Below are 24,267 nucleotides of genomic sequence, written 5' to 3'. Positions count from 1 at the left end.
CATGAAAACCGACGAGCAGGCCCGGCACGATGCCCTTCGTGCACCTTCTGACCGTGTGAGGCTCGTGGTCTCCGATGTGGACGGGACGCTGCTCGATCCGGACAAGGACATCGCGGCCTCAACCCGGCAGGCCATCCGGACTCTGGCGGAAGCCGGTGTTCCGGTCTGCCTGGTCAGCAGCCGTCCGCCGGCCGGGATGTCCTCCTTTCTTGAGGTCACGGGGAAAGACCTTCCCTTCGGCAGCCTGAACGGCGCGGTGATTTCCGATGGCCGCGGAAAGGTTCTGTCCTCTCTCACGTTGCCTGAGGATGTCGTGCGCATGGCAGTGGACATGCTGGCGGTTCATGGCGTCGATCAGTGGTTCTACACGGACAGCGAGTGGCTCGTTCATGACGAGACCTCGGCCTATGTCCCAAAGGAGTCACGCGGGACAGGCATCCGGCCGAAGGTCATCAGCTCCGTTGATCCCTGGATCGACAGGATCGGAAAAATCACCGGATCAGGGTCGGATTATCCGCTTCTGGAACGCATAGAAACCGAGATCGGCGCGCTGCTTTCCGGGCAGGCCCATGTCGCACGCTCCTCTCCCTATTATCTGGACATCACGCCGGAAGGTGCCAGCAAGGGCCATGCGCTGAAAGAACTGGCCCGCCTGTTCGGAATCACGCCTGATCAGGTGGCGTGCCTCGGGGATATGCCGAACGACGTGCCGATGATGGACGTGGCCGGGGTGGCCATCGCCATGGGACAGGCCTCCGGAGAAGTGGCATCGCACGCGCATTTCCGGACAGCTCCCAATGATCAGGACGGCTGGGCGCGGGCCGTTACGGACTACATTCTTCCGCGCGTAAAAGCAGACGGCTGATACAGAAGGAAAACGGAAATGCCGGAACATGGCGTGCAGGATGCAGAATTTACGGTTCTGAAGGACGCGGACGCGGTCGCGCGCGACGTGGCCGACCGTCTTATGGAACGTGCCCTTGCGGCAAAAGGCCCGCTCTCGGTTGCGCTTTCAGGCGGCTCCACGCCGAAAAAATTCTACGGGCTGATGGCCGGGAAAGACTACGCGGATAGATTTCCCTGGGAGCGTGTGCATTTTTTCTATGGTGACGACCGCTTCGTCCCGCATGACGATCCGGACAGTAACGCAGGCATGGCGGACAGACTTCTGTTCAGCAAAATCGACATTCCGGCCGCAAATATCCACCCGATGCCGGATTCAGGCGATGCGGAGGATGCCGCACGCGCCTATGAGCGTAATCTTAAAGAGTATTACGAGGCCGATACACTCGATCCGGGCAGGCCGCTGTTCGATATCGTGCTGCTCGGGCTGGGAGAGAACGGGCATACGGCCTCTCTTTTCCCGAGGCAGCCGGTCCTGCACGAACGTGAGCGCTGGGTGGCCACCTGCGTTCCGGACGACGCGCCTCACACACGCCTGACGCTGACATATCCCGCTATTGCCTCAAGCCGGGAGGTCTGGTTTCTGGTGACCGGCCAGGGGAAACAGCAGGTTCTGGAGCGGGTGAGGGCAGGCGATCCTGCCGAGCCGGCCAGCCACATCGTCTCCGAAGGCCGGATCACGTTTCTGGCCGACAGTGCGGCCGCCGGGGAAAGCAGGACATGAACGAAGAAGAAGCCCGGTTTCTGGACCTCAAGCGGCAGTCGGCCGTCGCGGCCTCTGCGCTGGTCGGCCCGGGGATGGTCGTCGGGCTCGGAACCGGCAGCACGGCCGCTCTCGTCGTGGAGGAGCTGGGCCGCCGGATGAGGGAGGAAGGTCTCCGCTTTGTCGGCATACCGACATCAGAAGCAACGGAAACACTCGCGAGGCAGCAGAGGATCGAGCTTGCGGGCTTTGCGACCCATCAGCATATCGATCTGACCATCGACGGCGCGGATGAGGTGGAGCGCGGCTCGCTCTTTCTGATCAAGGGGCTTGGCGGTGCATTGCTGCGGGAGAAGATCGTTGCCGCCGCATCGGAGCGTATGGTCATCGTCGCCGATGACCGCAAGGTGGTCGATCACCTCGGGGATCACACACCCGTTCCGGTCGAAGTCGTCCCGTTCGGATGGGAAAACACCGCACGCAGGCTCGAAAAGCTCGGAGCCGAGGTCGAGGCGAGGCGCACTCGCGACGGACAGCTTTTCGTGACGGATGGCGGCAATCTGATCCTGGACTGCCGGTTCGGTCAGATCGCGGATCCGGCAGGACTGGAGCACCACATCGGAGATATTGTCGGCGTGATCGAAAGCGGTCTGTTTATCGGCTATGCGGCAGAGGCCATCATCGCGGGAAAAGACGGAGTGTTCCGTCTTCATCGCGAAAGATGAGCACATCAGTACATAAACCGGCGGGTGCGCTGGTCGTGATGGGCGTCTCCGGAAGCGGAAAATCCACCCTGGCAGAAGCGCTTCAGAAGGCCCTCGGATGGTCTTTCCAGGAGGGAGACGGGCTTCATCCCGCCGCGAATGTGGAAAAGATGAGCGCGGGCATCCCGCTCACGGATGAGGACCGCTGGCCTTGGCTGGATAAATGCCGGGACTGGCTGGCCGCCATGCACGCACAGGGACACGGGGCGATCCTGTCCTGCTCGGCACTGAAGCGGGTTTATCGCGAGCGCCTCAAATCCCCCGGCTTCACACCGCTTTTTCTGTATCTTAATGTTCCGGAAGAGCGCCTGCGCGACAGGCTGATCCATCGCTCCGGCCACTATATGGGCGTGGGACTGCTCAGAAGCCAGCTCGATACGCTCGAAATCCCCGCACAGGACGAACATGCTCTCGTCATCGACGGAGAGATGCCGACAGAGCAGATCGTTCAGGCCGTTCTCGCGAAGCTTTCGGCCGGCAGGCAGGGCTGACATGCCGGTGACGGAGTTTTTCAGCGGCGCTTTCACGCCGGATGAAAACGGAGTTCTGCATTGCGGCACAGCCGCTCCGCCCGCGCATCACTACAGTGACGGGGACGAAACCGAAACACGCCTGCTCACGGCGGTCCGCAATGCGAAAGACCGCTCGCTGTTCTCGTCCGAACTGCGTGGCGCCGTCACGGACTGGCCATCCCTCTATCACCTGTCTCCTTCCCGGGCGAACCTGCTCCGCCCGTTTGCCGGTTTTCTTGCCACCCGCACCATTCTTGAACCCGGCGCAGGATGCGGCGCGATCAGCCGGTTTCTGGGCGAGATCACGGCCGGGCAGGGCGGAAAGGTCGTTTCCGTTGAGAGCAGCTCACGCCGGGCTGCCATCGCGCGGGCGCGGACAGAGGAATTCCCGCAGATGGATGTCATCGCGGGAGATCTTCTGCAGCTTGAGCCGATTCAGAAGTTCGATGCGGTGGTCCTGGTCGGCGTTCTGGAATATGCAAGGCTGTTCGGGGCGCAAGAGGCCGATCCCGTTGCAGCTTTTCTCGCGTATCTCCGCCGCTTTCTTAAACCGGACGGCGTGCTGTTTCTCGCGATAGAGAACCAGACCGGCCTGAAATATCTGGCTGGAGAAAAGGAAGACCACCTCGGTATTCCGTGGTTCGGCATCAATGATCTCTATACCGCGCGTACCGCCGTCACTTTCGGACGCGCGGAGCTGACACAGGCACTTACACAGGCCGGGTTAGGGATCACTGAACCCTGGATGCCCTTTCCGGACTACAAACTGCCTGCCCTTGTCCTGCCCCCGCGGGCAGCAGGGCAGAGCGGATTTCTGGCCGGACATCTGATTGCCGAGACCGGAGAGTGTGAGCGTCGTCCGTCCTTCTCGCCTCAGAAAGCCTGGCCGGTCATGGCGCGGAACGGCCTGCTGCAGGACGTGACAAACTCCTTCCTCATGCTCGCCTCCGGCAGTGCCCTCCCGGCAGATATCGCAGACCCTTCCGTTCTGGCCTGGCATTATGCCACCGGCCGCGCGCAGCCTTATGTGAAGGAAACCCGCTTCCTTACGCAGGAAGATGACATCCTGGTGGAACGTCATCCGCTCGCACCGGCCTCCGCCTCATCTGCCACCCGATCCGACAGTCCGTTCGCCTGGACCTGCGAAGCGGGCAGGGAGGTGTATCACGCGCAGCCATGCTGGTGGTTCCGGCTGCTCGATATCCTCTCTCGCGAAGGCTGGACCCTCGATACCCTGGAAGAATGGGCGGATATCTGGCTGCGCGCCTGGCTGAACCGGGCAGATGCGGATCACCTGACAGCGGACATGAAGGTCACCGGCGATCTGGTTGATGCGACACCATTCAACCTGATCGTCCCGCAGGACGGCTCCACCCCCCTGTTCTTCGATCTTGAATGGCAGGCAGAGGCGCCCGTGGAGGCGATGTTCATCATCGTCCGCGGCCTCAGGGAGTCGATCCGCAAAATTACCCTTCCGGCACCGCCCGCAGACCGGACACTGTCGACACCCGACCGTATCATCCTGCGCCTGCTGGAGCGTTTTGACCTGAAACTCACGCAGGCCGATCTCGACCGGTATTCGGAGCAGGAAGCCGCATTTCAGGTCATGGTGAATGATGGCCCCTATCCCCTGAATACGGCCGAGCGTGTCCGCTTCAATGATTTTCCCCTGCGCTGGTACGAGCCGCTTTCGGACGGAGCGTCGATCGAGGCAAGAACACAGCTGGAACTCCGTATCGTTGAAATGCAGAGGCTGGTTCAGGAACGGGACCAGGCCCTCAGCGCGGCTCTATCCGATTCGGATGCCCAGCGTCAGCGGGCCGACCATCTTGAGCAGGAGAACCGGATCATCAGGGACAGCACGATCTGGCGTGCCGGCTCCGGCCTGCGCCGGATCGCACGGCGCTGCCCGCGTGCGGCTGAGATACTGAAACGGATCATCCGGCGGGCAAGGCCGCGCTGATCACGTAAATTACACGCAGGGACCGGGCCACTTTTTTGCCTCTGCGGCGTTCCGTCCTAACAGGCAATGGACTAGAGTGCCGCAGCCGGAGGAACGCTCTTTCGGACCAGCTGCACCTCGACGTCAGAAGCAAAGGCAGTTTCAATGAGCGCTATTGTTGATATCATCGCACGGGAAATTCTCGACAGTCGCGGTAATCCTACCGTTGAGGTTGAGGTCGAACTCGCTTCCGGTGCCACCGGCCGCGCCGCCGTTCCTTCCGGAGCCTCCACCGGCGCCCACGAAGCCGTGGAACTGCGCGACGGAGACAAGTCCCGCTTCGGCGGAAAGGGCGTTCTCAAGGCCTGCGAGATGGTCGAGACCGAAATCTTTCCGACCCTCCAGGGCGCGGACTCCCAGGATCAGATCGATATCGACAATGCGATGATCGAACTCGACGGCACGCCCAACAAGGGCCGCCTCGGTGCCAACGCAATCCTCGGCGTCTCGCTTGCCGTCGCAAAAGCTTCCGCAGCAGAGCTGGAACTGCCGCTTTACCGCTATATCGGCGGCCCGTTCGCGCATGTCCTGCCGGTGCCGATGATGAATATCATCAATGGCGGAGAGCACGCAGACAACCCGATCGATATTCAGGAATTCATGATCCAGCCAGTCGGCGCGCCGACCATATCGGACGCCATCCGCTGGGGCTCGGAAATCTTCCAGCAGCTCAAGAAATCCCTCTCCGAAGCCGGTCATGGCACGAATGTGGGCGATGAAGGCGGCTTCGCGCCGAACCTGAAATCCGCGGATGAGGCTCTGAGCTACATCACGCGCGCTGTGGAAGCCGCAGGCTACCGCCCGGGTGAGGACGTGACTTTCGCCCTCGATTGCGCAGCCACCGAATATTACAAGAACGGCAAATACGTTCTGGAAGGTGAGGGCAGAACGCTTGATGCGGGTGGCGTCGTCGCATGGCTGAAAGATCTGTGCGACCGGTATCCGATCGTCTCCATCGAGGACGGCGTTGCCGAGGATGACTGGGAAGCCTGGTCGCTCCTGACGCAGACTCTGGGCAACAGGATTCAGCTCGTGGGAGATGATCTGTTCGTGACGAACCCGGAGCGTCTGACACGCGGCGTCGAGGCCGGTGTGGCTAACTCGCTGCTCGTGAAAGTCAATCAGATCGGCACGCTGACGGAAACCCTGTCCGCCATGCAGATCGCACATCGTGCGGGCTACACCTGCGTAATGAGCCACCGCTCGGGTGAGACGGAAGATTCCACGATCGCAGATCTCGCCGTGGCAACCAACTGCGGCCAGATCAAGACCGGCTCCCTGTCCCGTTCAGACCGTATGGCCAAATACAACCAGCTCATCCGGATCGAGCAGGAGCTCGCAACGGCAGGTCAGTATGCCGGGCGGACCATTCTCAAACACTGAGAGTCCTCTTCTCCGGACACAGAGCAACCTGTTGCTTTCGGGCAACAGGTTACTTTTTTTAGGAAAGCCTAGTGTAGGTCAGATCCTGACATAACTTTGTCAGTTTTCGGCTGATAGGGTGAATCAGGCAAACAGGCGAACGGTAAGCAGGACGGAATGAAAATCGGACGTTTTATCAGACGCGCGCTCAGCGCGACCGTTCCCCCGGCCCTGTTTCTCAGTCTTACAACCTATTTCGGCTGGGAGGCTACTCAGGGCGATCACGGCCTGAAGGCCTATCATGAAGAGCTTCTCAAGCTGGATGAGGCGCACGAGGCCCAGCAGAACGCGATGGTCGAGCAGGACATCTGGCGCCGTCGCGTGGCGGGCCTGAAGGAAGGCGCACTCGATCCCGATCTTCTGGATGAGCGTGCACGCGCCATGCTCAACCTGTCCCGTAAAAACGAAATCGTGGTGCCCTACGACCGCCATCACCAGCTGTACTGAGCCTGATTTCACTGCGGAAAAATATTTACCCTTTATTATCGTAATTTCGCTTGCACTGCGGGAAGAGAAGCCCTATCAGTCGCGCTCCTGGCCCAAGGGGGCGTAAGCCCAACAGGCCGTCTGCTGGTTTGGGGGTACGTCGTGAACGCACTTGCTCAACTGGGGATGGTCTCGGAACTCCCGAGAAATAACCAGAATGCTTCTTTTGCCGCTGCATCGGACGATGAGCGGAAGGACTATTTTGTCGAACGCGACGGAATGAAGTTTGCGGGAACGCATCTTCTGGTCGATCTCTGGGATGCGAAGAATCTCGACGATCCTGACAGAATAGACGCCACGCTGCGCGAGGCTGCTATTGTGGCGGGCGCTACGATTCTTCACAGTCATTTTCACCATTTTTCACCAAATGGCGGCGTGTCCGGTGTGGTCGTTCTCGCAGAGAGCCATATCTCGATCCACACTTGGCCCGAGCGTAATTTCGCAGCCGTGGATATCTTCATGTGCGGCGCCTGCGATCCGCACATGGCCGTGCCGGTCATGCAGCGCCTGTTTCAGGCAGGACGCCTGGAAATTGACGAGGAACGGCGCGGACGGGTCGACCGTTCCTGAAATCTGCCGCAAGGCATTTTCAATTATCGGCATATATCCGGATTTCGTGCGGAGGAATTCTTTCCCCCGTACGAAATGCGCATGCCCGATCTGCTGATTTTACTTCCTGCGGGAGATAGCGCGTATGTCCGGAACATGGATCGCGGAAGAACTCTATGACAGCTGGGGACAGCGCTTTCGTGTGACAGCCGAACTGGCTCATACAAAAAGTCCCTTCCAGGATATAAGAATTATCGAAACCGACAGCCACGGACGTGTCCTGCTCCTGGACGGCGTGGTACAGATCACCGAACGCGATGAATTCGTCTATCAGGAAATGCTCACGCATGTGCCGCTGCTGGCTCATGGCGCTGCACGCCGCGTCCTGATCATCGGAGCCGGAGACGGCGGCGTCCTCCGCCGCGTGCTGCAGCACCCGACTGTGGAAAAAGCGGTGATGGTGGAAATCGATGGCGATGTCATCGAACTTTCAAAAAAATTCCTGCCGAAAATCTCAGGAGACGCCTGGTCCGATCCGCGTGCCGAAGTCATTGTCGGAGACGGCATTGATTATGTCACCCGAGCTCCCGACGGTGCATTCGATGTCATCATCGTGGACAGCACCGATCCCATCGGTGTGGGAGAGGTTCTCTTTACGGATTCGTTTTATGAGAACTGCGCCCGCGTGCTGGGTGAGGATGGCCTGATCGTCAATCAGTGCGGCGTACCGTTCATGCAGGCGGACGAACTGCGCGACACAAGCCTGCGCCGCGCCCGCTTCTTCAGCCACGTATCAGCCTATGTCGCCGCCGTGCCGACCTATGTCGGCGGCTTCATGACGCTGGGGATCGGCAGCAAAAAAGACATCGCCGGATCACAGGATGTCGCCACCATCCGCAAACGTGCAGAACAGGCGGGTCTGACCGGTAAAACGGAGTACTGGACACCGGAAGTTCACGCCGCATCCTTCGCGCTCCCGCCCTATATCTCCCGCTGTCTCCCCTGAGCGGGAATCCGCGAAAAACAGCATCGATACAGCAGGCTCCGGCCCTTCTTTCCGGAGAAGGTGAGGGAGCCTGATTTCGTTTGACTTTGCCAATGACGGCTGCCACATTCGGCAGTGTCGCGGAGGGAGAGACCGGGCCTTCAGAGGTCCGGCGCCGAAGGAGCAACCGCCCCGGAAACTCTCAGGCAAAAGGACCCCGCAGACACCATACTTCTGGAGAGAGGCGCCCTATGCGCCCGCCGACGGGATAGCAATCTCAGGCAAGGGAACAGAAGGGGCGCAGGGTTTAAGCAGGCCGGAGCGCGTCCTTTGATCTTCTGTTCCTTTCTCCACCTTCTCCATACTGTGAGTTCTTGATGAACGGTACCCTCCAGAGGACGCCGCTGTACGACGTGCATGTCGCACAGGGCGCGAAAATGGTTCCCTTCGCCGGCTATGAAATGCCCCTGCAATACGCAGACGGCATCATGGCCGAGCACCAGCACACCCGAACCCATGCCGGACTGTTCGATGTCTCGCATATGGGTCAGGTGCGTGTCCGCCCGCGCAGCGGTGACGTGAGCGTCGCGGCAAAGGCGCTCGAATCCCTCGTGCCCGCCGACATCGTGTCGATAAAGCCCGGCCGCCAGCGCTACGCCCTTTTCACGAATGAAAAAGGCGGAATCCTGGACGATCTGATGGTCTCCTGCATGGGAAACTGGCTGCTCGTCGTGGTGAACGCGGCCTGCAAGACGCAGGACATCGCTCTGATGAAAGAAGGGCTGAACGACACATGCATCGTTGAGTCTATGTCCGGCCGCGCACTCCTGGCGCTCCAGGGACCGGAAGCAGGCCAGGTCATGTCCCGCCTCGCTCCGGAAACGGACGACATGCGCTTTATGGATGCACGCGAGATCGTGCTCGACGGAGCCCGCGTCATCATTTCCCGCTCGGGCTACACCGGAGAGGACGGATTCGAGATCGGTATCGAGGGCCACGACGCCGCCCGGATCGCCCGCCTCCTGCTGGAACAGCCGGAAGTAAAGCCGATCGGCCTCGGCGCCCGGGACAGCCTGCGCCTGGAAGCCGGACTCTGCCTCTACGGCTCCGACCTGGATGAAACCACCACCCCGGTCGAGGGCGCGCTGGAATGGGCGATCCAGAAAAGCCGCAGGGCAGGAGGCAGCCGTGAGGGCGGCTTCCCCGGTGCGGACATCATCCTGCAGCAGTTCGCCTCCGGCGCTCCCCGTCGTCGCGTGGGCCTGAAGGCGGAAGGACGCGCCCCGATCCGGGGAGGCGCCGAACTCTTCGCCTCCGAAGACGGGGAACAGGCCATCGGAACCGTCACATCCGGCGTGTTCGGCCCCACTGTCGGCGCACCGGTCGCCATGGGATATGTGGACACCGCGCATTCGGACCCCGGAACCGTTCTCTTCGCAAATCTGCGCGGACGCCGCGTCCGGGTGACCGTCGCAGAGATGCCTTTCGTTTCTTCCCGCTACAAACGCTGAATTTCAGGAAACAGATCATGACGAAAACGTACTACACTGAAGAACACGAATGGCTCCGCGTCGAGGGCGACGTAGCCACAGTCGGCATCACCCGCCACGCGGCGGAAGAACTGGGTGAGCTGGTTTTCGTGGAGGTTCGTGAAGCCGGAACCCCCGTCAGCAAAGGCGACAGCGCTGCCGTGGTCGAATCCGTCAAGGCAGCCTCCGATGTCTATGCCCCGGCAGACGGAGAGCTGACGGACAATAATCCGGAACTCGACGGAGATCCGTCACTCGTGACGAAAGATCCCGAAGGAGAAGGCTGGCTCTTCCGCATGAAGCTGACGAACCCGTCCCAGATGGACGGTATGATGGATGCCGAAGCTTACAAAACCTTCCTGGCCTGATCTGAACAGACCGCCTGAGAGAGACCTGCCCGCATGAACGCCATGCCGCCTTCCTCCGCCACTTCCCTCCATGCGGGCCTCAGGCCGCCGGCCGCCGCCTTCCTCCGCCGGCATGTCGGCTCCGGCCCGGAAGAAACGGCGGAGATGCTCGCCACTGTCGGTGTGGCCTCAATGGAAGAACTGCTCGCGCAGACCGTTCCGGCCTCCATCCTGAACACCACAACGACACACACCGGAGCCGGAACGTCAGAGGCGGAGGTTCTGGAGGAACTGCGGGCCATCGCCTCGAAAAACCAGGTGATGACCTCCCTGATCGGGCAGGGCTATTACGGCACGATCCTCCCGGGCGTGATCCAGCGGAATATTCTTGAAAACCCGGCATGGTACACGGCCTACACCCCGTATCAGCCGGAAATCAGCCAGGGCCGTCTTGAGGCCCTGCTGAACTACCAGACTCTGGTCTGCGAACTGACAGGCCTCGATATCGCCAACGCCTCGCTGCTTGATGAGGCAACCGCCGCAGCAGAGGCCATGATGCTCGCCCGGCGTTCGGCAAAGAGTAAGGCACAGACATTCTTCGTCGATGCAGACACGCATCCGCAGACCATCGCCGTCCTGAAAACCCGTGCGGAACCCGTGGGCATTACCCTTCAGATCGGTTCACACACGGATTTCGTCGCAGCAGATGCGTTCGGCGCACTGTTCTCCTGGCCGGGCAGCTCGGGCGCACTGAACGACCCGACACAGGCAATCGCAGCCCTGCACGAGGCAGGCGGCATCGCCGTCATCACCGCCGATCCCCTGGCACTGACACTCCTGAAAACACCAGGCGACATGAATGCGGATATCGCCATCGGCACCATGCAGCGCTTCGGCGTGCCCATGGGCTTCGGCGGCCCGCACGCCGCCTATATGGCGGTGAAGGATGCCCTCAAGCGCAGTATGCCCGGCCGCCTCGTGGGCGTGTCCGTGGACAGCGCAGGACGCCCGGCCTACCGCCTCGCGCTCCAGACCCGCGAGCAGCATATCCGCCGTGAAAAAGCGACGTCGAACATCTGCACGGCGCAGGTGCTCCTTGCCGTCATCGCATCAATGTACGCCGTCTGGCACGGTCCGGAGGGCCTGACCGCCATTGCCCGCCGCGTGGCTGGTCTGACCTCACTGCTCGCAGCGGGTCTGCGTGCACGCGGAATCTCTCCGGAATCGGAAAAATTCTTCGATACACTCACGATTTCCCTGCCGGAGGATGAAGCCCGGAGCCTTCACCAGCGCGCGGTAAAGGCCGGGATCAACCTGCGCCACGCGGGAAAGGGCCGGATCGGTCTCAGCCTTGATGAGACATCCACCCCCGAAACCGTCGAGAAAATCCTGAGCTGCCTCGGGACTTCCTCAGCAGGTGAGGCTGAAGTCGTCGCAGGCATCCCGCAGAACCTGGCCCGTACGGGAGAGTTCCTGAAGCAGCCGGTCTTCTCCGCCATCCGCTCGGAAACGGATATGCTGAGATATCTCCGCCGTCTTGCCGATAAGGATCTGGCGCTGGATCGCTCCATGATCCCCCTCGGATCCTGCACGATGAAGCTGAATGCGACCGTGGAGATGATCCCGATCACATGGCCGGAATTCGCGAATATCCATCCCTTCGCCCCGACGGATCAGACGCAGGGCTATCAGGAGCTTTTTGCCGGTCTGGAAAAATGGCTCTGCGGCATCAGCGGATATGAAGCCGTCTCGCTCCAGCCCAATTCAGGTGCCCAGGGAGAATATGCCGGTCTGCTGGCCATCCGCGGCTGGCACCGGGCACAGGGGGAAGGCCACCGCGATATCTGCCTGATCCCGGCCTCCGCACACGGCACCAACCCGGCATCGGCACAGATGGTCGGCATGCGCGTCGTCGTCGTGAAATGCGATGCCAGCGGCAATATCGACATCAATGATCTGAAACTGAAAATCGCAGAACACGAAAAGAACATCGCGGCGATCATGATCACCTACCCCTCGACACACGGCGTGTTCGAGGAAACCGTGCGCGAGACATGCGAACTCGTCCACGCTGCAGGCGGGCAGGTCTATGTCGACGGCGCCAACCTGAACGCTCAGGTCGGCCTCGCAAAACCCGGCGAATATGGCGGCGATGTCAGCCATTTCAACCTGCACAAAACCTTCTGCATCCCGCATGGCGGCGGCGGCCCGGGCATGGGGCCGATCGGGGTGAAGGCGCACCTGGCTCCCTATCTGCCGACGCGCCCGGAAACGGGAGAAGCCGGTGCCGTCTCGGCAGCACCGTCCGGGTCGGCCTCCATCCTGCCGATCTCCTGGGTCTATATCCGCCTCATGGGCGATAAAGGGCTGAGACACGCCACCGAACTCGCCATCCTGAATGCAAACTATATCGTCGCACGCCTTCAGGATGCCTATCCGGTGCTGTATCGCGGGGAGAAGGGCAGGGTGGCGCATGAATGCATCATCGACCTGCGCCCGATCAGGGATGCCTGCGGAATCACGGTGGACGATATCGCCAAACGCCTCGTCGATTTCGGATTTCATGCCCCGACCGTCAGCTTCCCCGTCGCCGGAACGTTCATGATCGAACCGACGGAATCGGAAAGCAAGGCAGAGCTGGACCGCTTCTGCGAGGCCATGCTCGAAATCCGCGCGGAAATCGCCGCCGTTGAAAACGGAGGCGTCCCGGCAGAACAGTCCGCCCTGCGTCACGCACCGCATACGGGCGAAGACCTGGCCGCAGAAACCTGGGACCGCCCCTACAGCCGCGCAACAGGCTGCTTTCCCCCGGGCGTGAAGCCGGAGTCCAAATACTGGCCACCGGTCGGACGCATCGACAATGTCTACGGTGATCGCAATCTGGTCTGTTCCTGCCCCGACATAAGCAGCTACACCTGATACGAAAGCCGGAGAATCCCTGAATGAGTGATTTTGAGTGAGTGATTTTACGGGGGCCGCCGCGGCCATCATCGAAACGGGAAACCGCCTGGCCGCCCGCGGCCTGGCCCCGGCAACAGCCGGAAACTACTCGGTGAGACTGCCGGACGGCTCCGCAGCCATCACGGTCTCCGGCGCGCATAAAGGCATGCTCTCCCCCGATCAGGTCATGCGCGTCTCCGCCGACGGAACCCCGCTCGACGGCAAGAAACCCTCCGCAGAAACCCTGCTGCACTGCCTGATCTACGATCTCGACCCCGAAGCCGGTGCCGTGCTGCACACGCACAGCATCCCCGGCACCGTCCTCAGCCGCGCACTTGCGGGGCAGGACACAATCGTTCTGGAAGGCTATGAAGTTCTCAAGGCTTTTCCGGGAATTGACACGCATGAGGTCCGCGTGGACATGCCCCTTGTCGATAACAGCCAGGATATGCCTGCCCTGGCCGCTGAGCTGCGGAGCATCCTGGGCAGACAGAAAAAGCTGCTCCCCGCCTTCTATATTCGCGGCCACGGCCTCTACGCTTGGGGAAAAACCATGCAGAATGCTGAATATGCGGTGGAAGCCTGCGAATTCCTGCTTGCCTGCGCTTGGGAGGAAATGAAGCTGAACGGAGTCAGGAGATGAAACTCAACGGAGTTGCAACACGCTCGCTCTGGTTCGAGGAGGACGGACGCAGCATCGGCATTTTCGACCAGCGCAGACTGCCCTGGGCCGTCGAGAAAATACGGATATCCACAGCAGAACAGGCCCGTAACGCCATCGCGGAAATGGCAACACGCGGCGCCCCGCTGATCGGCGCCGCAGGAGCCTGCGGTCTGGCCATGGCCCTGACGGATGACAGCTCCGACATCTCGCTGGATTCAGCATGGGAACTGCTTGTCAATGCCCGCCCGACAGCCGTCAACCTGCGCTGGGCACTCGAGCGCGTCAGAACACTCGTCGCACCGCTCCCGCCCTCGGAACGTGCGGTAACAGCCTGGAAAGAGGCCAGGGACATCTGCGACGAGGATGCCGCCATGAACCACGCGATCGGCGTGGCGGGCCTGGAACTGATCCGCAAGATTGCCGAACGGAAAAACGGAAATCCCGTCAATATTCTCACACACTGTAATGCAGGCTGGCTCGCCACCATCGACTGGGGCACGGCAACAGCCCCGATCTATATGGCGCATGATGCAGGAATCCCGGTGCATGTCTGGGTCGATGAAACCCGCCCCCGCAACCAGGGCGCCCTGACAGCTTTCGAACTGGGCGGACACGGCGTTCCGAACAGCTATATCGCCGATAATGCAGGCGGCCTGTTCATGCAGCAGGGCCAGGTGGACATGGTCATCGTCGGCACGGACCGCGTCACGGCCAACGGAGACGTCTGCAACAAGATCGGAACCTGCCTCAAGGCTCTCGCGGCAAAGGCCGCAGATATCCCGTTCTATGTCGCGCTTCCGTCCAGCACATACGACGTACAGACGCCGGACGGTGCCGCAGTCCCCATTGAGGAACGCACCCAGGACGAGGTCCGATTCCTTACCGGACCGGATGAAAACGGCGTGATGCGCCGTATCGCCCTTACGACATCACCGGCCAGAAACCCGGCCTTCGACATCACCCCCGCAGATCTCGTCACAGCCTATATCACGGACAAAGGCGTCCTGAACGGCCCCCGGGAACTGCACGAGGCACTGAGCGCCTGAACCCGGCCCGGACAGCCGGACCTGCCGTGTAAACAGGTCCGGAAAAACCGGTCTCAGCCGACGGCGCTGAGCTCACCCAGCGTGACAGACACCGCAAAAACCGTCGCGGCAATCCGTACGGCAGTCTGAACCTGCTCGGATGTCAGACCGGCCTCACGCACCACTTTCTCGTGGCTTCTGACGCACATCTCACAGCCGTTGATGGCCGAAACCGCCAGACTCCACAGCTCGAAATCCGCCTTCTCAACACCCGGACGCGCAATCACGCTCATACGCAGCTTCGCAGGCATCTGTGCGTAATCACCGCCCGCCATATGCGTAAAGCGGTAATAGATATTGTTCATCGACATGATCGCCGCAGCCGAACGCGCCGCAGACAGCGCCTCAGCCGAAAGCTTCGGGCCGAACTCCGCCTCGATCGCCCGGATCACATCCGGATTGCGCGATGCAATGGCAACAGCCACGAACGTACCCGCAAGCTGCTGCTCCGACAGAGAGATATCCGTCGCAAGAGAGCCGAGGTTCAGCCGCAGATCCTTCGCATGATCGGGGATGCGGTCCTTGAGGGATTCAACAGACATAACAGTATTCTCCTCCGGACAGTCCGGAATAAAAAAGGTCCGGTCACCGGGCGGCGACCGGACCTGTTTCAGGTCTCTCTTTCGAAAGAAATCAGACCTTGAGGAACTCGTCGCCCTTGTTCCAGTTGCACGGGCACAGCTCATCGCTCTGCAGACCGTCCAGAATACGCAGGATTTCCTGCGGATTACGACCGACCGACAGATCGTTGACAGACACGTGGCGGATGACGCCGGTGTTATCGACAACAAAGGTCGCACGCAGATCAACGCCCGGTCCCGGAGCGATGATGCCCAGCGCATTGCTCAGCTCGCGCTTGATGTCAGCCAGCATCGGGATCTCAAGGGACTTCAGATCCTCATGGTGCAGACGCCAGTTCAGATGAACGAACTCGCTGTCGATGGACGCGCCGTAAAGAACGGTGTCACGATCGGCAAACTCCTTCGCCAGCTTGCCGAACGCAACGATTTCCGTCGGGCAGACAAAGGTGAAGTCCTTCGGCCAGAAGAAGAAAACCTTCCACTTGCCGGCATCGGTCTGATCCGTGATCTGCGTGAAATTACCCTTCAGGCCGTCCGGACCGCCGGGAACGGCAGCCAGATCAAAAGCAGGGAATTTATCGCCAACTGTCAGCATGGCTCTTTTCCTTCATCAGATGTTTCGGGCGAGACGATGTCGCCGCCTCCGGAAACGTATATGAGCCTGGCAGCACGATCATGCCAATGAATAATTTACTTTCTTACTATTGAATAAATCGATTAGATCACCGGCCATGATCGCCCTCCCGTCACCCCAGCAGCTGCGCTATCTGACGGCACTTGCGGAACTGCGCCATTTCGGCAGAGCGGCAGAACTCTGCGCCGTCACGCAGTCCACATTGTCCGCCGGAATCCTCGCCCTCGAACGACAGCTCGATGCCCGGCTGCTCGATCGCGCAGCCGGACGCCGCGTGGTGTTCACACCGCTCGGGGACGAGGTCGTCCGCCGCGGCCGAGCCGTGCTGGATGCGCTGGAATCGGTCCAGGGACTGGTCCAGGCTGCCCGCGAACCGCTGACAGGACCCGTCAGACTCGGCGTGATTCCGACCATAGGTCCGTTCCTCCTGCACCGCCTGCTGCCCGTCATCCGGGAGCGCTTCCCGCAGATCCGCCCCGAGGTGACAGAGGACATGACCGAGCGGCTGCTCGAAAAACTGCACAGCGGCCGCCTCGACGTGCTCATCCTCGCCATGCCCTGCTCATGCGACAGCCTTGAAACGGTCCCGCTGTGGCGCGACGAACTGCTGCTGACCGTCCCTGAATCACATGACCTCACGGAATTTTCCCGCGTCCCCGCAGAAAAGATCACCCCGGACACGATGATCCTCCCCGAAGACGGACACTGCCTGCGCGATCAGGTGCTGGATATCTGCCGGGAACGCAGCCGCACGGATGCGGACGCCGCCCTGCATTCCGTCTCCTCCCTGCATTCCCTCGTGCGCATGATCGGGCAGGGAATGGGGGCAGGCTTCGTGCCGAGGATTGCCGTGGACGCCGGGATTCTCGACGAAGAACCCGTCGTCGTGCGCCCTGTGGCAGGAGGCCCCGTATGGCGGACCATCAGCCTCGGCTGGCGTGCCCGTTCACCACGCGCCGAGGACTTCCGGGCTCTGGCCGCGGCATTCTCCGCTCTTGCACCTGCGGAAAACCGGGCAGGGGAGAGCGGGGAAGACGAAGTTTCCTGCACCATAACTCACGCAGACCCTTGACTTTCCGCACCTGTCTGCGTAACTCGCACCATCTTTTCCCGGTTTCCAGGCCGGCGTCAGTTCTGTTGGGACAAGAGTCATGAAAATCAGAAACAGCCTCAAATCCGCCAAGGTGCGCGATAAAGACTGCCGCGTCGTTCGCCGCCGTGGCCGCGTCTACGTGATCAACAAAAAGAACCCGCGCATGAAAGCCCGCCAGGGCTGAGTGCTCCGGCGGCAGCCTGTGCTGCCGCTGCAGTTCGGAAACCCGCCATATCACCTTCCGGGGTGGTCTGGCGGGTTTTTTCATGCTGATCTTCCGACACGCATCCGATCCGAAGGAAACCTCTCATGACCACAGAACTCTCCGTCGTGGCTGTCGTGGACGTAAAAGCAGACAAGGCAGACAAGGCCGCGGAAATCATCCGGGCCTGCGTTATCGAAACCCGCAAGGAGCCGGGCTGCCTGAGCTACACCATCAGCAGGGACAGGGAGCGCAGCTCCCGCTTCATCTTCACGGAACGCTGGGCAGGGAACGATGCGTTCGAGGCGCATGTGAACACCCCTCACTTCCTCGCAATGGCAGAAGGCCTGACGCCCGATCTTGAGGCTCCGCTGGCTGTATACAAGCTCGATACGTTCATCTGAACGGAGCCGCCACCGATGAAATATCTCCGCCTGCTGATCGCCGCCCCGATCCTCGCCACATCGGCAATCACCACGCCGGTCCTCGCCGGGCCACCATCACCGGCGGCATCAGCAGTACGGACACCGTCGCCCCGGAGTGCGGAAGACACCAGACTCACAACGGAAAAGGCAAAGCTCGCAGCAAAGCTGGCCAGCGCAAAGAACCGCTCCGAGGCCCAGCCGATAGAGGACGAGCTTGAAACCCTGCGCAGTTCCACGCTCAAACCCGCCACCCGGCTTCTGATGCGCCGGGCACAGAGAAATCTCACGGGAGAAAAAACCGCAGACGCCGTCGCGGATCTGGGAGATGCCATCGCTCTTCAGAAGAACGAGGAAGTCCTGTGGCGCCTGCGGGCCAGGGCGCGTCTCGCCGCCGGAGATGCCCCCGGCGCCATCACCGATCTGGGGGAGGCCCTGCGCCTGGACAGTGACGACGCGGAAAGCTGGTCAGCACTCTCGCTGGCGGAAGAGGCACAGAATGATCCGACGGCCGCGCTCAAAGCCTGGCAGCACGTGCTGACGCTCAATCCGAACGCCGCCGACGGACTCAAACGCCTTGAGAAACTGCATCTCAAGGCGTTCGGACGACCGACCTGACAGCCTCAGCTGTTCTCGCCCGCCGTGTTGCGTGAAGCCTCGAACAGGAACCACGTCCTGCGCTCGGCCTGATCGATCCACTCCTCAAGAAGGCTGGTCGTGGCAACATCGCGCCCATCGGACGTCACCCCGTGCGTCACACGCATCGCTGCAGCAAGCTGCCGGTTATCCTCCGCCAGCTCCGCCAGCATGTCCTGCGGCGTGACATATTCGGCATCGTTGTCACGAATGCGCTGAAGACGGGACACCTCACCGATCGAATGCAGGCTGATCCCGCCGATCTTGCGCGCCCGCTCGGCCATCGGATCAGTAATGGCGAAAAGCTCCGCACTCTGCTCGTCAAGAAGCAGATGGTAGTCACGGAAATGACGACCGCTCATATGCCAGTGAAAATTCTTCGTCTTGAGATAAAGCGCAAAGACATCCGCAAGCAGAACACGCAGCGCTGCCGATACCTCATGGACGGCGTCCTTATGGAGATCCGTCGGCGTGCCGAGATGCTCGTGAATCCGGGCTTCCTTGGCAGAGGCTGATTTAGAAGATGTGCTCTTGGCCATAAGTCTTAAGCTCCTCATGTCAGCAGACGGACATCCGTCCGGCTGTCTGTAAAATGGAACGAAATCTTCCGAAGATCACTAACGGAAACGGAGTTGCGGGGTTCCGGTCCGGAAAAAGACTGCCAGACCCCTCAGAATTGCAAGGCCTCACCTCCGCGCAGCACACGCTCCGCCGCAGGACTGAGTCCGCCCGCCTCGTCATGCAGCACAAGACCCGCATGCAGCCGCACTCCGCCCCTGCCACCGGCCCGCGCGCGCACGAGGATAATACGCGCTTCCCGCCCGGACCCGGGCCAGAGCGGAAAAATACACGCACTGCCCAGCCGATGCTCGGCACACGCCGCCAGAGCCTCGCCAAGCCGGGCAGGGGGAAGGGCAAGCGTGAGCGTGCCCCGCTCGCGCACAAGCCGCGACAGCGCGGCAACCCAGCCCGAAACCGTATCCGGAGGCGCACGCCGCGCCAGATCGCGCCGGGGTACCTCCGAAGCCGTCCCCTCCCAGGGATGCCAGGGAGGATTGGCAAAGGCATGATGCCACAAAGGCTCCGACAGAAGCGGGCTGTCCGGCCGCAGAAGATCATCCTGCACGATTCTGAGCCCCGCCGTGTTCAGCCCCGCCGTTGCCGCATCCCGGATATTCCGCTCCGCCAGCGCCGCCGTTGCCGCATCCGCCTCGACCCCCGTTCCGTGCAGGTCAGAAATTCGCGAGGCGAGACACAAAAGCCCCGCACCGGCCCCGCACCCCGCCTCAAGCACACGCTCACCACGCCGCGCCGGAACGGCGGCAGCCATGAAAACCGGCTCAAATCCGGTGCGATTGCCCTGGCGGAACTGGGTATAGGGAATGCGCCCGTCCAGCAGCGTGCCGGAGGTCATCTCCTCTCCTGCAGACGCCCCGATCACGGAATCCGGGGACGCAGACAAAGGAGAGGCGGGTTGACCACTGTCAGCCGCACTATCATATGAAACACTCACAGGCTGTTCCTGCCGCGGGAGAACGTCTTTTGGGTGTCACGGTTAACCTGCCGGAAAAAGAAAGCGCTGCCTCCGCAGCCGTTCCGGACGCAGAGGCTGCGCTGGCCGCGCTGGCTGATTGTCTCGCAGATGACATGCTGGCCTGTAATAACGAAATCATCGCACGGATGCAGAGCAATGTGCCGCTGATTCCGCAGCTCGCGGCGCATCTGGTCGCGGCAGGCGGCAAACGCCTCCGCCCGCTGCTGGTCTTCGCCGCCGCGCGCGTCGCAGGATATCAGCCCGGTCCCCAAGCCATGCGTCATGTCGGTGTGGCAGCCTGTGTGGAGTTTATTCACACAGCGACTCTGCTGCATGACGATGTCGTGGACAATAGCCTCCTCAGGCGCGGCAGAGCCAGTGCAAACGCCGTGTTCGGCAACAAGGCTTCGGTGCTCGTGGGCGATTTTCTCTTCGCCCGCAGCTTCCAGATCCTGACCGCAGACGGCAGCCTGCCCGTCATGGCCATCCTGTCCGCCGCCTCCGCCACACTGGCGGAAGGCGAGGTCATGCAGATGACCACGCAGAATGATCTCAGCACGCAGATCGACAGCTATCTCAAGGTCATCTACGGCAAGACCGCAGCCCTGTTCGCCGCCGCCTGCGAATGCGGCGCCGTCATCGCCGGGGCCGACCCCGCCCTGCGTGAGGCATTGCGGGAATACGGCGCAAATCTCGGCATGGCCTTCCAGATCGTGGACGATGCGCTGGACTACTCCGCCAGCCAGAGCGAACTGGGAAAAACCGTCGGTGATGACTTCAGGGAAGGCAAGATGACCCTCCCGGTAATCATCGCCCATAGCGAAGGCACGGAAGAAGAGCGCGCCTTCTGGCTCCGCACCATCGAAGACTGCGAGTCCCAGACGGACGAGGATCTCGACCGCGCCCTCTCCCTGATCGCCCGCACGGACGCGATCAGCAGAACGCTCGGCAAGGCCGCGGAATTCGCGGCCAAAGCCTGTAAGGCGCTCGAAACCGTGCCGGACTCGCCGCTGCGGACACTGCTGATGAACGTCGCGCTCTCGGCGGAACGCCGCCACCGCTGAAGCCCGTCTCATATCCCTGTGACGCGCCCGCTCCTGAACTAGGACGCACGCTGCCTCGTTGCACACAGGGAGGTGTCTGCTCTACAGATCATCTCGCAGTGATGTGATACCAGACGAAGGAATGCCCGCAATGGCCTATCAGTCGACAAATCCATACACCGGCGAAGTCCTCAAAACCTTCCCGAACACGACAGACGCGGAACTCGAGCAGGCCATCACAAAGGCGCACGAGGCGTTCCTTTCATGGCGCGAGACGGATTTCGCCACCCGCAGCGGCATCCTCGCCAAAGCCGCCTCGATTCTGCGTGCGGAAACCGATGATTTCGCAAAAATCATGACGACGGAAATGGGCAAGACCCTGGCCGAAGCCCGCGCCGAGGTCGAACTCTCCGCCCAGATCCTCGACTACTACGTGACATTCGCGGAAGAACTTCTGAAGCCGACAGATCTGGACGTGAAAGATCCGCAGACCGGCAAGGCCAGAATCTACCACGAGCCGCTCGGCGTCCTGCTGGCTATCGAGCCCTGGAACTTCCCGCTCTACCAGGTGATCCGCATCCTGGCCCCGCAGATTTCCGCCGGAAACACGCTGCTGCTCAAGCACGCCTCCAACCTGCCGCAGAGTGCTGCAAAGGCAGAAGACCTGCTGCGCCGCGCCGGTCTGCCCGATGGCTGCTTCACCAATCTCTACCCCACCCACGCACAGATCGAGCGGATCATCAGTGACCCGCGCGTCCACGGCGTGGCCCTGACCGGCTCGGAAGGCGCAGGCGCAAAAGTCGCCGCCCAGGCAGGTAAGGCTCTGAAAAAGACCATCATGGAACTCGGCGGTGCAGACGCCTTCGTGGTCCTAGATGACGCGGATATCGAGAAAACTGCAAAATGGGCCGTCTTCGGACGCCACTGGAACGCAGGCCAGGTCTGCGTTTCGGCCAAGCGTCTGATCGTCGCAGACAAGGTCTATGACCGCTTCATGGATCTCTACATGGCCGGTGTCGCAAAACTCCGCGCCGGAGATCCGATGGACGAGAGCACCACGCTCGCACCGCTCTCCTCCCAGGGTGCTGTGGACGATCTGAAGAAACAGCTCGCCGAAGCTGTCTCTCACGGAGCAAAAGCTGTCGAGGCCGGAATCAGTCTGCCGAACCAGGGCGCCTTCTTCCAGCCGACCATCCTCACCGATATCGACAGCGAGAATCCGGCCCGTCACTTCGAATTCTTCGGCCCGGTCTCCATGGTGTTCCGCGCAAAGGACGAAAAGGACGCCATCCGCATCGCCAACGACACCCCCTATGGTCTCGGCGGTTCGGTCTTTACGCAGAATGAGGAGCGCGGCGTGGCCGTCGCCCGCCAGATCGAGACCGGAATGGTCTTCATCAACCATCCGACGATGGTCAAGGCAGACCTGCCGTTCGGCGGTGTCCGTCGCTCCGGATTCGGACGCGAACTCGTCGATCTGGGAATCAAGGAATTCGTCAACCACAAGCTGGTCGACGTGGTCGATATCGACGCCCCGTTCTGATTCCCCCCGCAACCGGGCCGGATCTCACATCCGGCCCGGCCTTTTTCCCGGATCTTTTTCTCAGGCCTCTTTCCGCAGAAGGACGAAAAACATGCTGCGCTCCACACTCGCCCTCGCTGCCGCGGTCCTGGCCCTCTCGGCCTGCTCAGGACCGGAAAAGAAACTGACGAAAAAAGAACAGTGGGAGCAGATGGGCTACCGGGAAAACCTGAAATCGGTACAGCCGAATCGATAGGATTCGCCAGGTCCGTACGGGATGAGGTAGTTTCCGGCCTCTGATCAGAAACCGGTTGAACCCGTCGTGCTCCTTTTCATGGGCCTCGTCGCCCTCGTCCTGCTCGTTGCCGTCAATATCCTCATCTCCCTGTCGGAAATCTCGTTCGCCGCAGCACGGGATGTCCGTCTCCGGGCGCGCGCGGACGCAGGTGACGAACGCGCGACATCCTTCCTTAATCTGAGAAAAAACACAGGTCAGGTCATGACCGTGCTCCAGATCTGCCTCAACGCCGTCGGCGTGATGGGCGGTATCATCAGCTCGGAAATGCTGACCCCGCCCCTGACCGTAATCTATGCCGGATGGGGGCTGATCCCGGCCTCCGCCTCAAGCCTCGCCTCGGCAACAGGCTTCGTGATCGTCACAGGCATGTTCGTCATCTTTGCCGACCTGCTGCCCAAACGCATCGCCATGAACGCCCCGGACCGGATTGCCCTCTCGGTCGGCTGGTTCCCCGCAGGCGCACTCCGGGTGCTCTATCCCCTCGTGGTCGTCTTTTCCCGCATCGCAGACGCCCTGCTGCGCCTCCTGAAAATCCCCGCCGCCTCAGCCGTGGAGCCGGTCACGCCCGAAGACCTCCGCGCCATCCTCGCCGCAGGCACCGCATCCGGTGTGCTCCTGGAACAGGAACACCAGATGATCCACAACGTCCTGGGCCTCCAGGACCGCTCCGTCACCTCCGCCATGACCCCGCGTGACGAGATCGTCTTCCTCGACGTGCAGGACACACCGGAAGAACAGCGCGACAAGGTCCGCGTGCGGCCCTACTCACGCTACCCGCTCTGCGATGGCGGCCTCGATCACGTCATCGGCTCCATCCGCGCGGAAGACGTTCTCGTCACGGTGGTGGACGACCACGGCGTCCCGCCATCCTCCCAGAACGTCCGCGCCTCCATCCTCAGACTCCGCCGGGACGTCCTCTCCGTCCCCGAAACCCTGAACCTGTGGGACACCCTGGCCCAGTTCGACACGCAGGGCGCAGGCTTCGCACTCGTCGTCAGCGAATACGGCCTGGTGGTCGGGCTGATCACCTTCAAGGACATTCTCGGCGCCCTGATGGACGGCCTCGCCAACCCCTTCGAGGAACAGGCCATCGTCCGCCGCGATACACATTCCTGGCTCGTGGACGGCGCCGCCCCGATCGGAGACGTCATCCGCGAACTCGGCGTAGCCGATCTCCCCGAAAGCCAGAATTTCGATACAATCGGAGGCTTCGTCCTGCACCGCCTCCGCCGGATGGCGCGTAAGGCAGACCGCATCGACGAAGCCGGTTTCCGCTTCGAAGTCGTGGATGTGGAGGGATTTCGCATCAACCAGCTTCTGGTAACGCGACGGGAAAAACCCGAAAACTGATTCCCGGGCTGGACTTTCCACGGAGCAGGCTTTCATTCTGAGGCATCATCGAAATCCGGAG

At 61.4% G+C, this 24,267-nt stretch carries 26 protein-coding genes and 1 riboswitch; of the genes, 22 read left to right on the top strand and 4 right to left on the bottom strand.

What is annotated here, in order from left to right:
- Position 1: 1 nt before the first annotated feature.
- The 14 genes from LOC54_RS00600 (at position 2) to mtnA (ending at position 14,852) form a co-directional block, all read left to right on the top strand.
- Positions 2–865, top strand: a complete 864-nt coding sequence (locus tag LOC54_RS00600) for an HAD family hydrolase (RefSeq protein WP_279311875.1) — start codon at positions 2–4, stop codon at positions 863–865.
- A gap of 18 nt (positions 866–883) precedes the next feature.
- On the top strand, positions 884–1,627 hold the full coding sequence (pgl, locus tag LOC54_RS00595) for a 6-phosphogluconolactonase (protein WP_279311874.1): 744 nt from the start codon (positions 884–886) through the stop codon (positions 1,625–1,627).
- Positions 1,624–2,331: a ribose 5-phosphate isomerase A gene (gene rpiA, locus LOC54_RS00590; protein ID WP_279311873.1), complete on the top strand. Its 708-nt coding sequence runs from the start codon at positions 1,624–1,626 to the stop codon at positions 2,329–2,331. Before pgl ends, rpiA begins: the two co-directional genes overlap by 4 nt.
- Positions 2,328–2,861: a gluconokinase gene (locus tag LOC54_RS00585; protein ID WP_279311872.1), complete on the top strand. Its 534-nt coding sequence runs from the start codon at positions 2,328–2,330 to the stop codon at positions 2,859–2,861. Before rpiA ends, LOC54_RS00585 begins: the two co-directional genes overlap by 4 nt.
- 7 nt (positions 2,862–2,868) lie before the next feature.
- The gene (locus LOC54_RS00580; RefSeq protein WP_279311870.1) at positions 2,869–4,845 is read left to right on the top strand and encodes a class I SAM-dependent methyltransferase; all 1,977 of its coding nucleotides are present in this window, start codon (positions 2,869–2,871) and stop codon (positions 4,843–4,845) included.
- Positions 4,846–4,989: 144 nt separating this feature from the next.
- Complete coding sequence (gene eno, locus LOC54_RS00575; RefSeq protein ID WP_279311869.1) at positions 4,990–6,267, top strand: phosphopyruvate hydratase; 1,278 nt, start codon at positions 4,990–4,992, stop codon at positions 6,265–6,267.
- 156 nt (positions 6,268–6,423) lie between these two features.
- A complete protein-coding gene (locus tag LOC54_RS00570) occupies positions 6,424–6,753 on the top strand; it encodes a septum formation initiator family protein (protein ID WP_279311868.1) in 330 nt (109 codons plus the stop codon).
- A gap of 141 nt (positions 6,754–6,894) precedes the next feature.
- A complete protein-coding gene (speD, locus tag LOC54_RS00565) occupies positions 6,895–7,362 on the top strand; it encodes an adenosylmethionine decarboxylase (RefSeq protein WP_279311867.1) in 468 nt (155 codons plus the stop codon).
- 124 nt (positions 7,363–7,486) lie between these two features.
- Positions 7,487–8,347: a polyamine aminopropyltransferase gene (speE, locus tag LOC54_RS00560; RefSeq protein ID WP_279311866.1), complete on the top strand. Its 861-nt coding sequence runs from the start codon at positions 7,487–7,489 to the stop codon at positions 8,345–8,347.
- A gap of 113 nt (positions 8,348–8,460) precedes the next feature.
- Positions 8,461–8,553: riboswitch (glycine riboswitch) on the top strand.
- Positions 8,554–8,703: 150 nt separating this feature from the next.
- Complete coding sequence (gcvT, locus tag LOC54_RS00555; RefSeq protein WP_279311865.1) at positions 8,704–9,837, top strand: glycine cleavage system aminomethyltransferase GcvT; 1,134 nt, start codon at positions 8,704–8,706, stop codon at positions 9,835–9,837.
- A 17-nt stretch (positions 9,838–9,854) separates the two neighbouring features.
- The gene (gcvH, locus tag LOC54_RS00550; RefSeq protein ID WP_279311864.1) at positions 9,855–10,223 is read left to right on the top strand and encodes a glycine cleavage system protein GcvH; all 369 of its coding nucleotides are present in this window, start codon (positions 9,855–9,857) and stop codon (positions 10,221–10,223) included.
- Between the two features lie 42 nt (positions 10,224–10,265).
- Positions 10,266–13,121, top strand: a complete 2,856-nt coding sequence (gene gcvP / locus LOC54_RS00545; protein WP_279311898.1) for an aminomethyl-transferring glycine dehydrogenase — start codon at positions 10,266–10,268, stop codon at positions 13,119–13,121.
- A gap of 37 nt (positions 13,122–13,158) precedes the next feature.
- Complete coding sequence (locus tag LOC54_RS00540) at positions 13,159–13,785, top strand: methylthioribulose 1-phosphate dehydratase (protein WP_279311863.1); 627 nt, start codon at positions 13,159–13,161, stop codon at positions 13,783–13,785.
- Positions 13,782–14,852 (top strand): S-methyl-5-thioribose-1-phosphate isomerase, encoded by a 1,071-nt coding sequence (gene mtnA, locus LOC54_RS00535; protein WP_279311862.1) that lies wholly within the window; start codon positions 13,782–13,784, stop codon positions 14,850–14,852. Before LOC54_RS00540 ends, mtnA begins: the two co-directional genes overlap by 4 nt.
- 53 nt (positions 14,853–14,905) lie before the next feature.
- Here the strand turns inward: mtnA and LOC54_RS00530 are convergent, their stop codons facing one another.
- Together LOC54_RS00530 and LOC54_RS00525 are read right to left on the bottom strand one after the other, a co-directional pair.
- Positions 14,906–15,433 (bottom strand): carboxymuconolactone decarboxylase family protein, encoded by a 528-nt coding sequence (locus tag LOC54_RS00530; protein ID WP_279311861.1) that lies wholly within the window; start codon positions 15,431–15,433, stop codon positions 14,906–14,908.
- Positions 15,434–15,524: 91 nt separating this feature from the next.
- The gene (locus tag LOC54_RS00525) at positions 15,525–16,067 is read right to left on the bottom strand and encodes a peroxiredoxin (RefSeq protein WP_279311860.1); all 543 of its coding nucleotides are present in this window, start codon (positions 16,065–16,067) and stop codon (positions 15,525–15,527) included.
- A gap of 136 nt (positions 16,068–16,203) precedes the next feature.
- On the opposite strand from LOC54_RS00525, the gene LOC54_RS00520 reads away from it, so the two are divergent.
- The 4 genes from LOC54_RS00520 (at position 16,204) to LOC54_RS00505 (ending at position 18,441) form a co-directional block, all read left to right on the top strand.
- Positions 16,204–17,178, top strand: coding sequence for a hydrogen peroxide-inducible genes activator (locus LOC54_RS00520; RefSeq protein WP_279311859.1), 975 nt, complete (start codon positions 16,204–16,206; stop codon positions 17,176–17,178).
- 79 nt (positions 17,179–17,257) lie between these two features.
- Positions 17,258–17,383 (top strand): type B 50S ribosomal protein L36, encoded by a 126-nt coding sequence (gene ykgO / locus LOC54_RS00515; RefSeq protein WP_003625637.1) that lies wholly within the window; start codon positions 17,258–17,260, stop codon positions 17,381–17,383.
- 125 nt (positions 17,384–17,508) lie between these two features.
- Positions 17,509–17,805: a putative quinol monooxygenase gene (locus tag LOC54_RS00510; RefSeq protein ID WP_279311858.1), complete on the top strand. Its 297-nt coding sequence runs from the start codon at positions 17,509–17,511 to the stop codon at positions 17,803–17,805.
- Between the two features lie 15 nt (positions 17,806–17,820).
- Entirely contained in the window at positions 17,821–18,441 is a 621-nt protein-coding gene (locus tag LOC54_RS00505) for a hypothetical protein (protein WP_279311857.1), read from the top strand.
- A 5-nt stretch (positions 18,442–18,446) separates the two neighbouring features.
- On the opposite strand, the gene LOC54_RS00500 is transcribed toward LOC54_RS00505, so the two are convergent.
- Both LOC54_RS00500 and LOC54_RS00495 read right to left on the bottom strand, forming a co-directional pair.
- Positions 18,447–18,998 carry a DNA starvation/stationary phase protection protein gene (locus tag LOC54_RS00500; protein ID WP_279311856.1) on the bottom strand — a complete coding sequence of 184 codons (552 nt, stop codon included), beginning with the start codon at positions 18,996–18,998 and terminating at the stop codon, positions 18,447–18,449.
- A 131-nt stretch (positions 18,999–19,129) separates the two neighbouring features.
- Positions 19,130–19,873, bottom strand: coding sequence for a tRNA1(Val) (adenine(37)-N6)-methyltransferase (locus LOC54_RS00495; protein ID WP_408740264.1), 744 nt, complete (start codon positions 19,871–19,873; stop codon positions 19,130–19,132).
- Between the two features lie 128 nt (positions 19,874–20,001).
- Here LOC54_RS00495 and LOC54_RS00490 point away from each other — a divergent pair, with 128 nt between their 5' ends.
- The 4 genes from LOC54_RS00490 to LOC54_RS00475 all read left to right on the top strand — a co-directional run bounded on the left by LOC54_RS00490 (position 20,002) and on the right by LOC54_RS00475 (position 24,206).
- Positions 20,002–21,057: a polyprenyl synthetase family protein gene (locus tag LOC54_RS00490; RefSeq protein ID WP_408740263.1), complete on the top strand. Its 1,056-nt coding sequence runs from the start codon at positions 20,002–20,004 to the stop codon at positions 21,055–21,057.
- Positions 21,058–21,187: 130 nt separating this feature from the next.
- A complete protein-coding gene (locus tag LOC54_RS00485; RefSeq protein ID WP_279311854.1) occupies positions 21,188–22,579 on the top strand; it encodes an NAD-dependent succinate-semialdehyde dehydrogenase in 1,392 nt (463 codons plus the stop codon).
- Positions 22,580–22,670: 91 nt separating this feature from the next.
- On the top strand, positions 22,671–22,814 hold the full coding sequence (locus LOC54_RS00480) for a hypothetical protein (protein WP_279311853.1): 144 nt from the start codon (positions 22,671–22,673) through the stop codon (positions 22,812–22,814).
- Between the two features lie 78 nt (positions 22,815–22,892).
- The gene (locus LOC54_RS00475; RefSeq protein ID WP_279311896.1) at positions 22,893–24,206 is read left to right on the top strand and encodes a hemolysin family protein; all 1,314 of its coding nucleotides are present in this window, start codon (positions 22,893–22,895) and stop codon (positions 24,204–24,206) included.
- The last annotated feature ends 61 nt before the right edge of the window (positions 24,207–24,267 follow it).

The sequence above is a fragment of the Acetobacter sp. AN02 genome (genome assembly GCF_029759835.1).
GTDB lineage: Bacteria > Pseudomonadota > Alphaproteobacteria > Acetobacterales > Acetobacteraceae > Acetobacter.
Note: the sequence above shows the minus strand (reverse complement) of the source record. Positions and strands in the feature narration are given on the sequence as shown.

What these genes read in the sequence shown, in the direction of transcription:
- LOC54_RS00570 (WP_279311868.1), top strand. Translation starts at nt 6,424, where the DNA reads ATGAAAATCGGACGTTTTATCAGACGCGCGCTCAGCGCGACCGTTCCC.
- eno (WP_279311869.1), top strand. Translation starts at nt 4,990, where the DNA reads ATGAGCGCTATTGTTGATATCATCGCACGGGAAATTCTCGACAGTCGC.
- LOC54_RS00480 (WP_279311853.1), top strand. Translation starts at nt 22,671, where the DNA reads ATGCTGCGCTCCACACTCGCCCTCGCTGCCGCGGTCCTGGCCCTCTCG.
- LOC54_RS00520 (WP_279311859.1), top strand. Translation starts at nt 16,204, where the DNA reads ATGATCGCCCTCCCGTCACCCCAGCAGCTGCGCTATCTGACGGCACTT.
- gcvH (WP_279311864.1), top strand. Translation starts at nt 9,855, where the DNA reads ATGACGAAAACGTACTACACTGAAGAACACGAATGGCTCCGCGTCGAG.
- LOC54_RS00600 (WP_279311875.1), top strand. Translation starts at nt 2, where the DNA reads ATGAAAACCGACGAGCAGGCCCGGCACGATGCCCTTCGTGCACCTTCT.
- mtnA (WP_279311862.1), top strand. Translation starts at nt 13,782, where the DNA reads ATGAAACTCAACGGAGTTGCAACACGCTCGCTCTGGTTCGAGGAGGAC.
- LOC54_RS00505 (WP_279311857.1), top strand. Translation starts at nt 17,821, where the DNA reads ATGAAATATCTCCGCCTGCTGATCGCCGCCCCGATCCTCGCCACATCG.
- pgl (WP_279311874.1), top strand. Translation starts at nt 884, where the DNA reads ATGCCGGAACATGGCGTGCAGGATGCAGAATTTACGGTTCTGAAGGAC.
- LOC54_RS00485 (WP_279311854.1), top strand. Translation starts at nt 21,188, where the DNA reads ATGGCCTATCAGTCGACAAATCCATACACCGGCGAAGTCCTCAAAACC.
- ykgO (WP_003625637.1), top strand. Translation starts at nt 17,258, where the DNA reads ATGAAAATCAGAAACAGCCTCAAATCCGCCAAGGTGCGCGATAAAGAC.
- LOC54_RS00495 (WP_408740264.1), bottom strand. Translation starts at nt 19,873, where the DNA reads ATGACCTCCGGCACGCTGCTGGACGGGCGCATTCCCTATACCCAGTTC.
- LOC54_RS00525 (WP_279311860.1), bottom strand. Translation starts at nt 16,067, where the DNA reads ATGCTGACAGTTGGCGATAAATTCCCTGCTTTTGATCTGGCTGCCGTT.
- speE (WP_279311866.1), top strand. Translation starts at nt 7,487, where the DNA reads ATGTCCGGAACATGGATCGCGGAAGAACTCTATGACAGCTGGGGACAG.
- gcvT (WP_279311865.1), top strand. Translation starts at nt 8,704, where the DNA reads ATGAACGGTACCCTCCAGAGGACGCCGCTGTACGACGTGCATGTCGCA.
- LOC54_RS00500 (WP_279311856.1), bottom strand. Translation starts at nt 18,998, where the DNA reads ATGGCCAAGAGCACATCTTCTAAATCAGCCTCTGCCAAGGAAGCCCGG.
- gcvP (WP_279311898.1), top strand. Translation starts at nt 10,266, where the DNA reads ATGCCGCCTTCCTCCGCCACTTCCCTCCATGCGGGCCTCAGGCCGCCG.
- LOC54_RS00510 (WP_279311858.1), top strand. Translation starts at nt 17,509, where the DNA reads ATGACCACAGAACTCTCCGTCGTGGCTGTCGTGGACGTAAAAGCAGAC.
- LOC54_RS00475 (WP_279311896.1), top strand. Translation starts at nt 22,893, where the DNA reads ATGGGCCTCGTCGCCCTCGTCCTGCTCGTTGCCGTCAATATCCTCATC.
- LOC54_RS00585 (WP_279311872.1), top strand. Translation starts at nt 2,328, where the DNA reads ATGAGCACATCAGTACATAAACCGGCGGGTGCGCTGGTCGTGATGGGC.
- rpiA (WP_279311873.1), top strand. Translation starts at nt 1,624, where the DNA reads ATGAACGAAGAAGAAGCCCGGTTTCTGGACCTCAAGCGGCAGTCGGCC.
- LOC54_RS00530 (WP_279311861.1), bottom strand. Translation starts at nt 15,433, where the DNA reads ATGTCTGTTGAATCCCTCAAGGACCGCATCCCCGATCATGCGAAGGAT.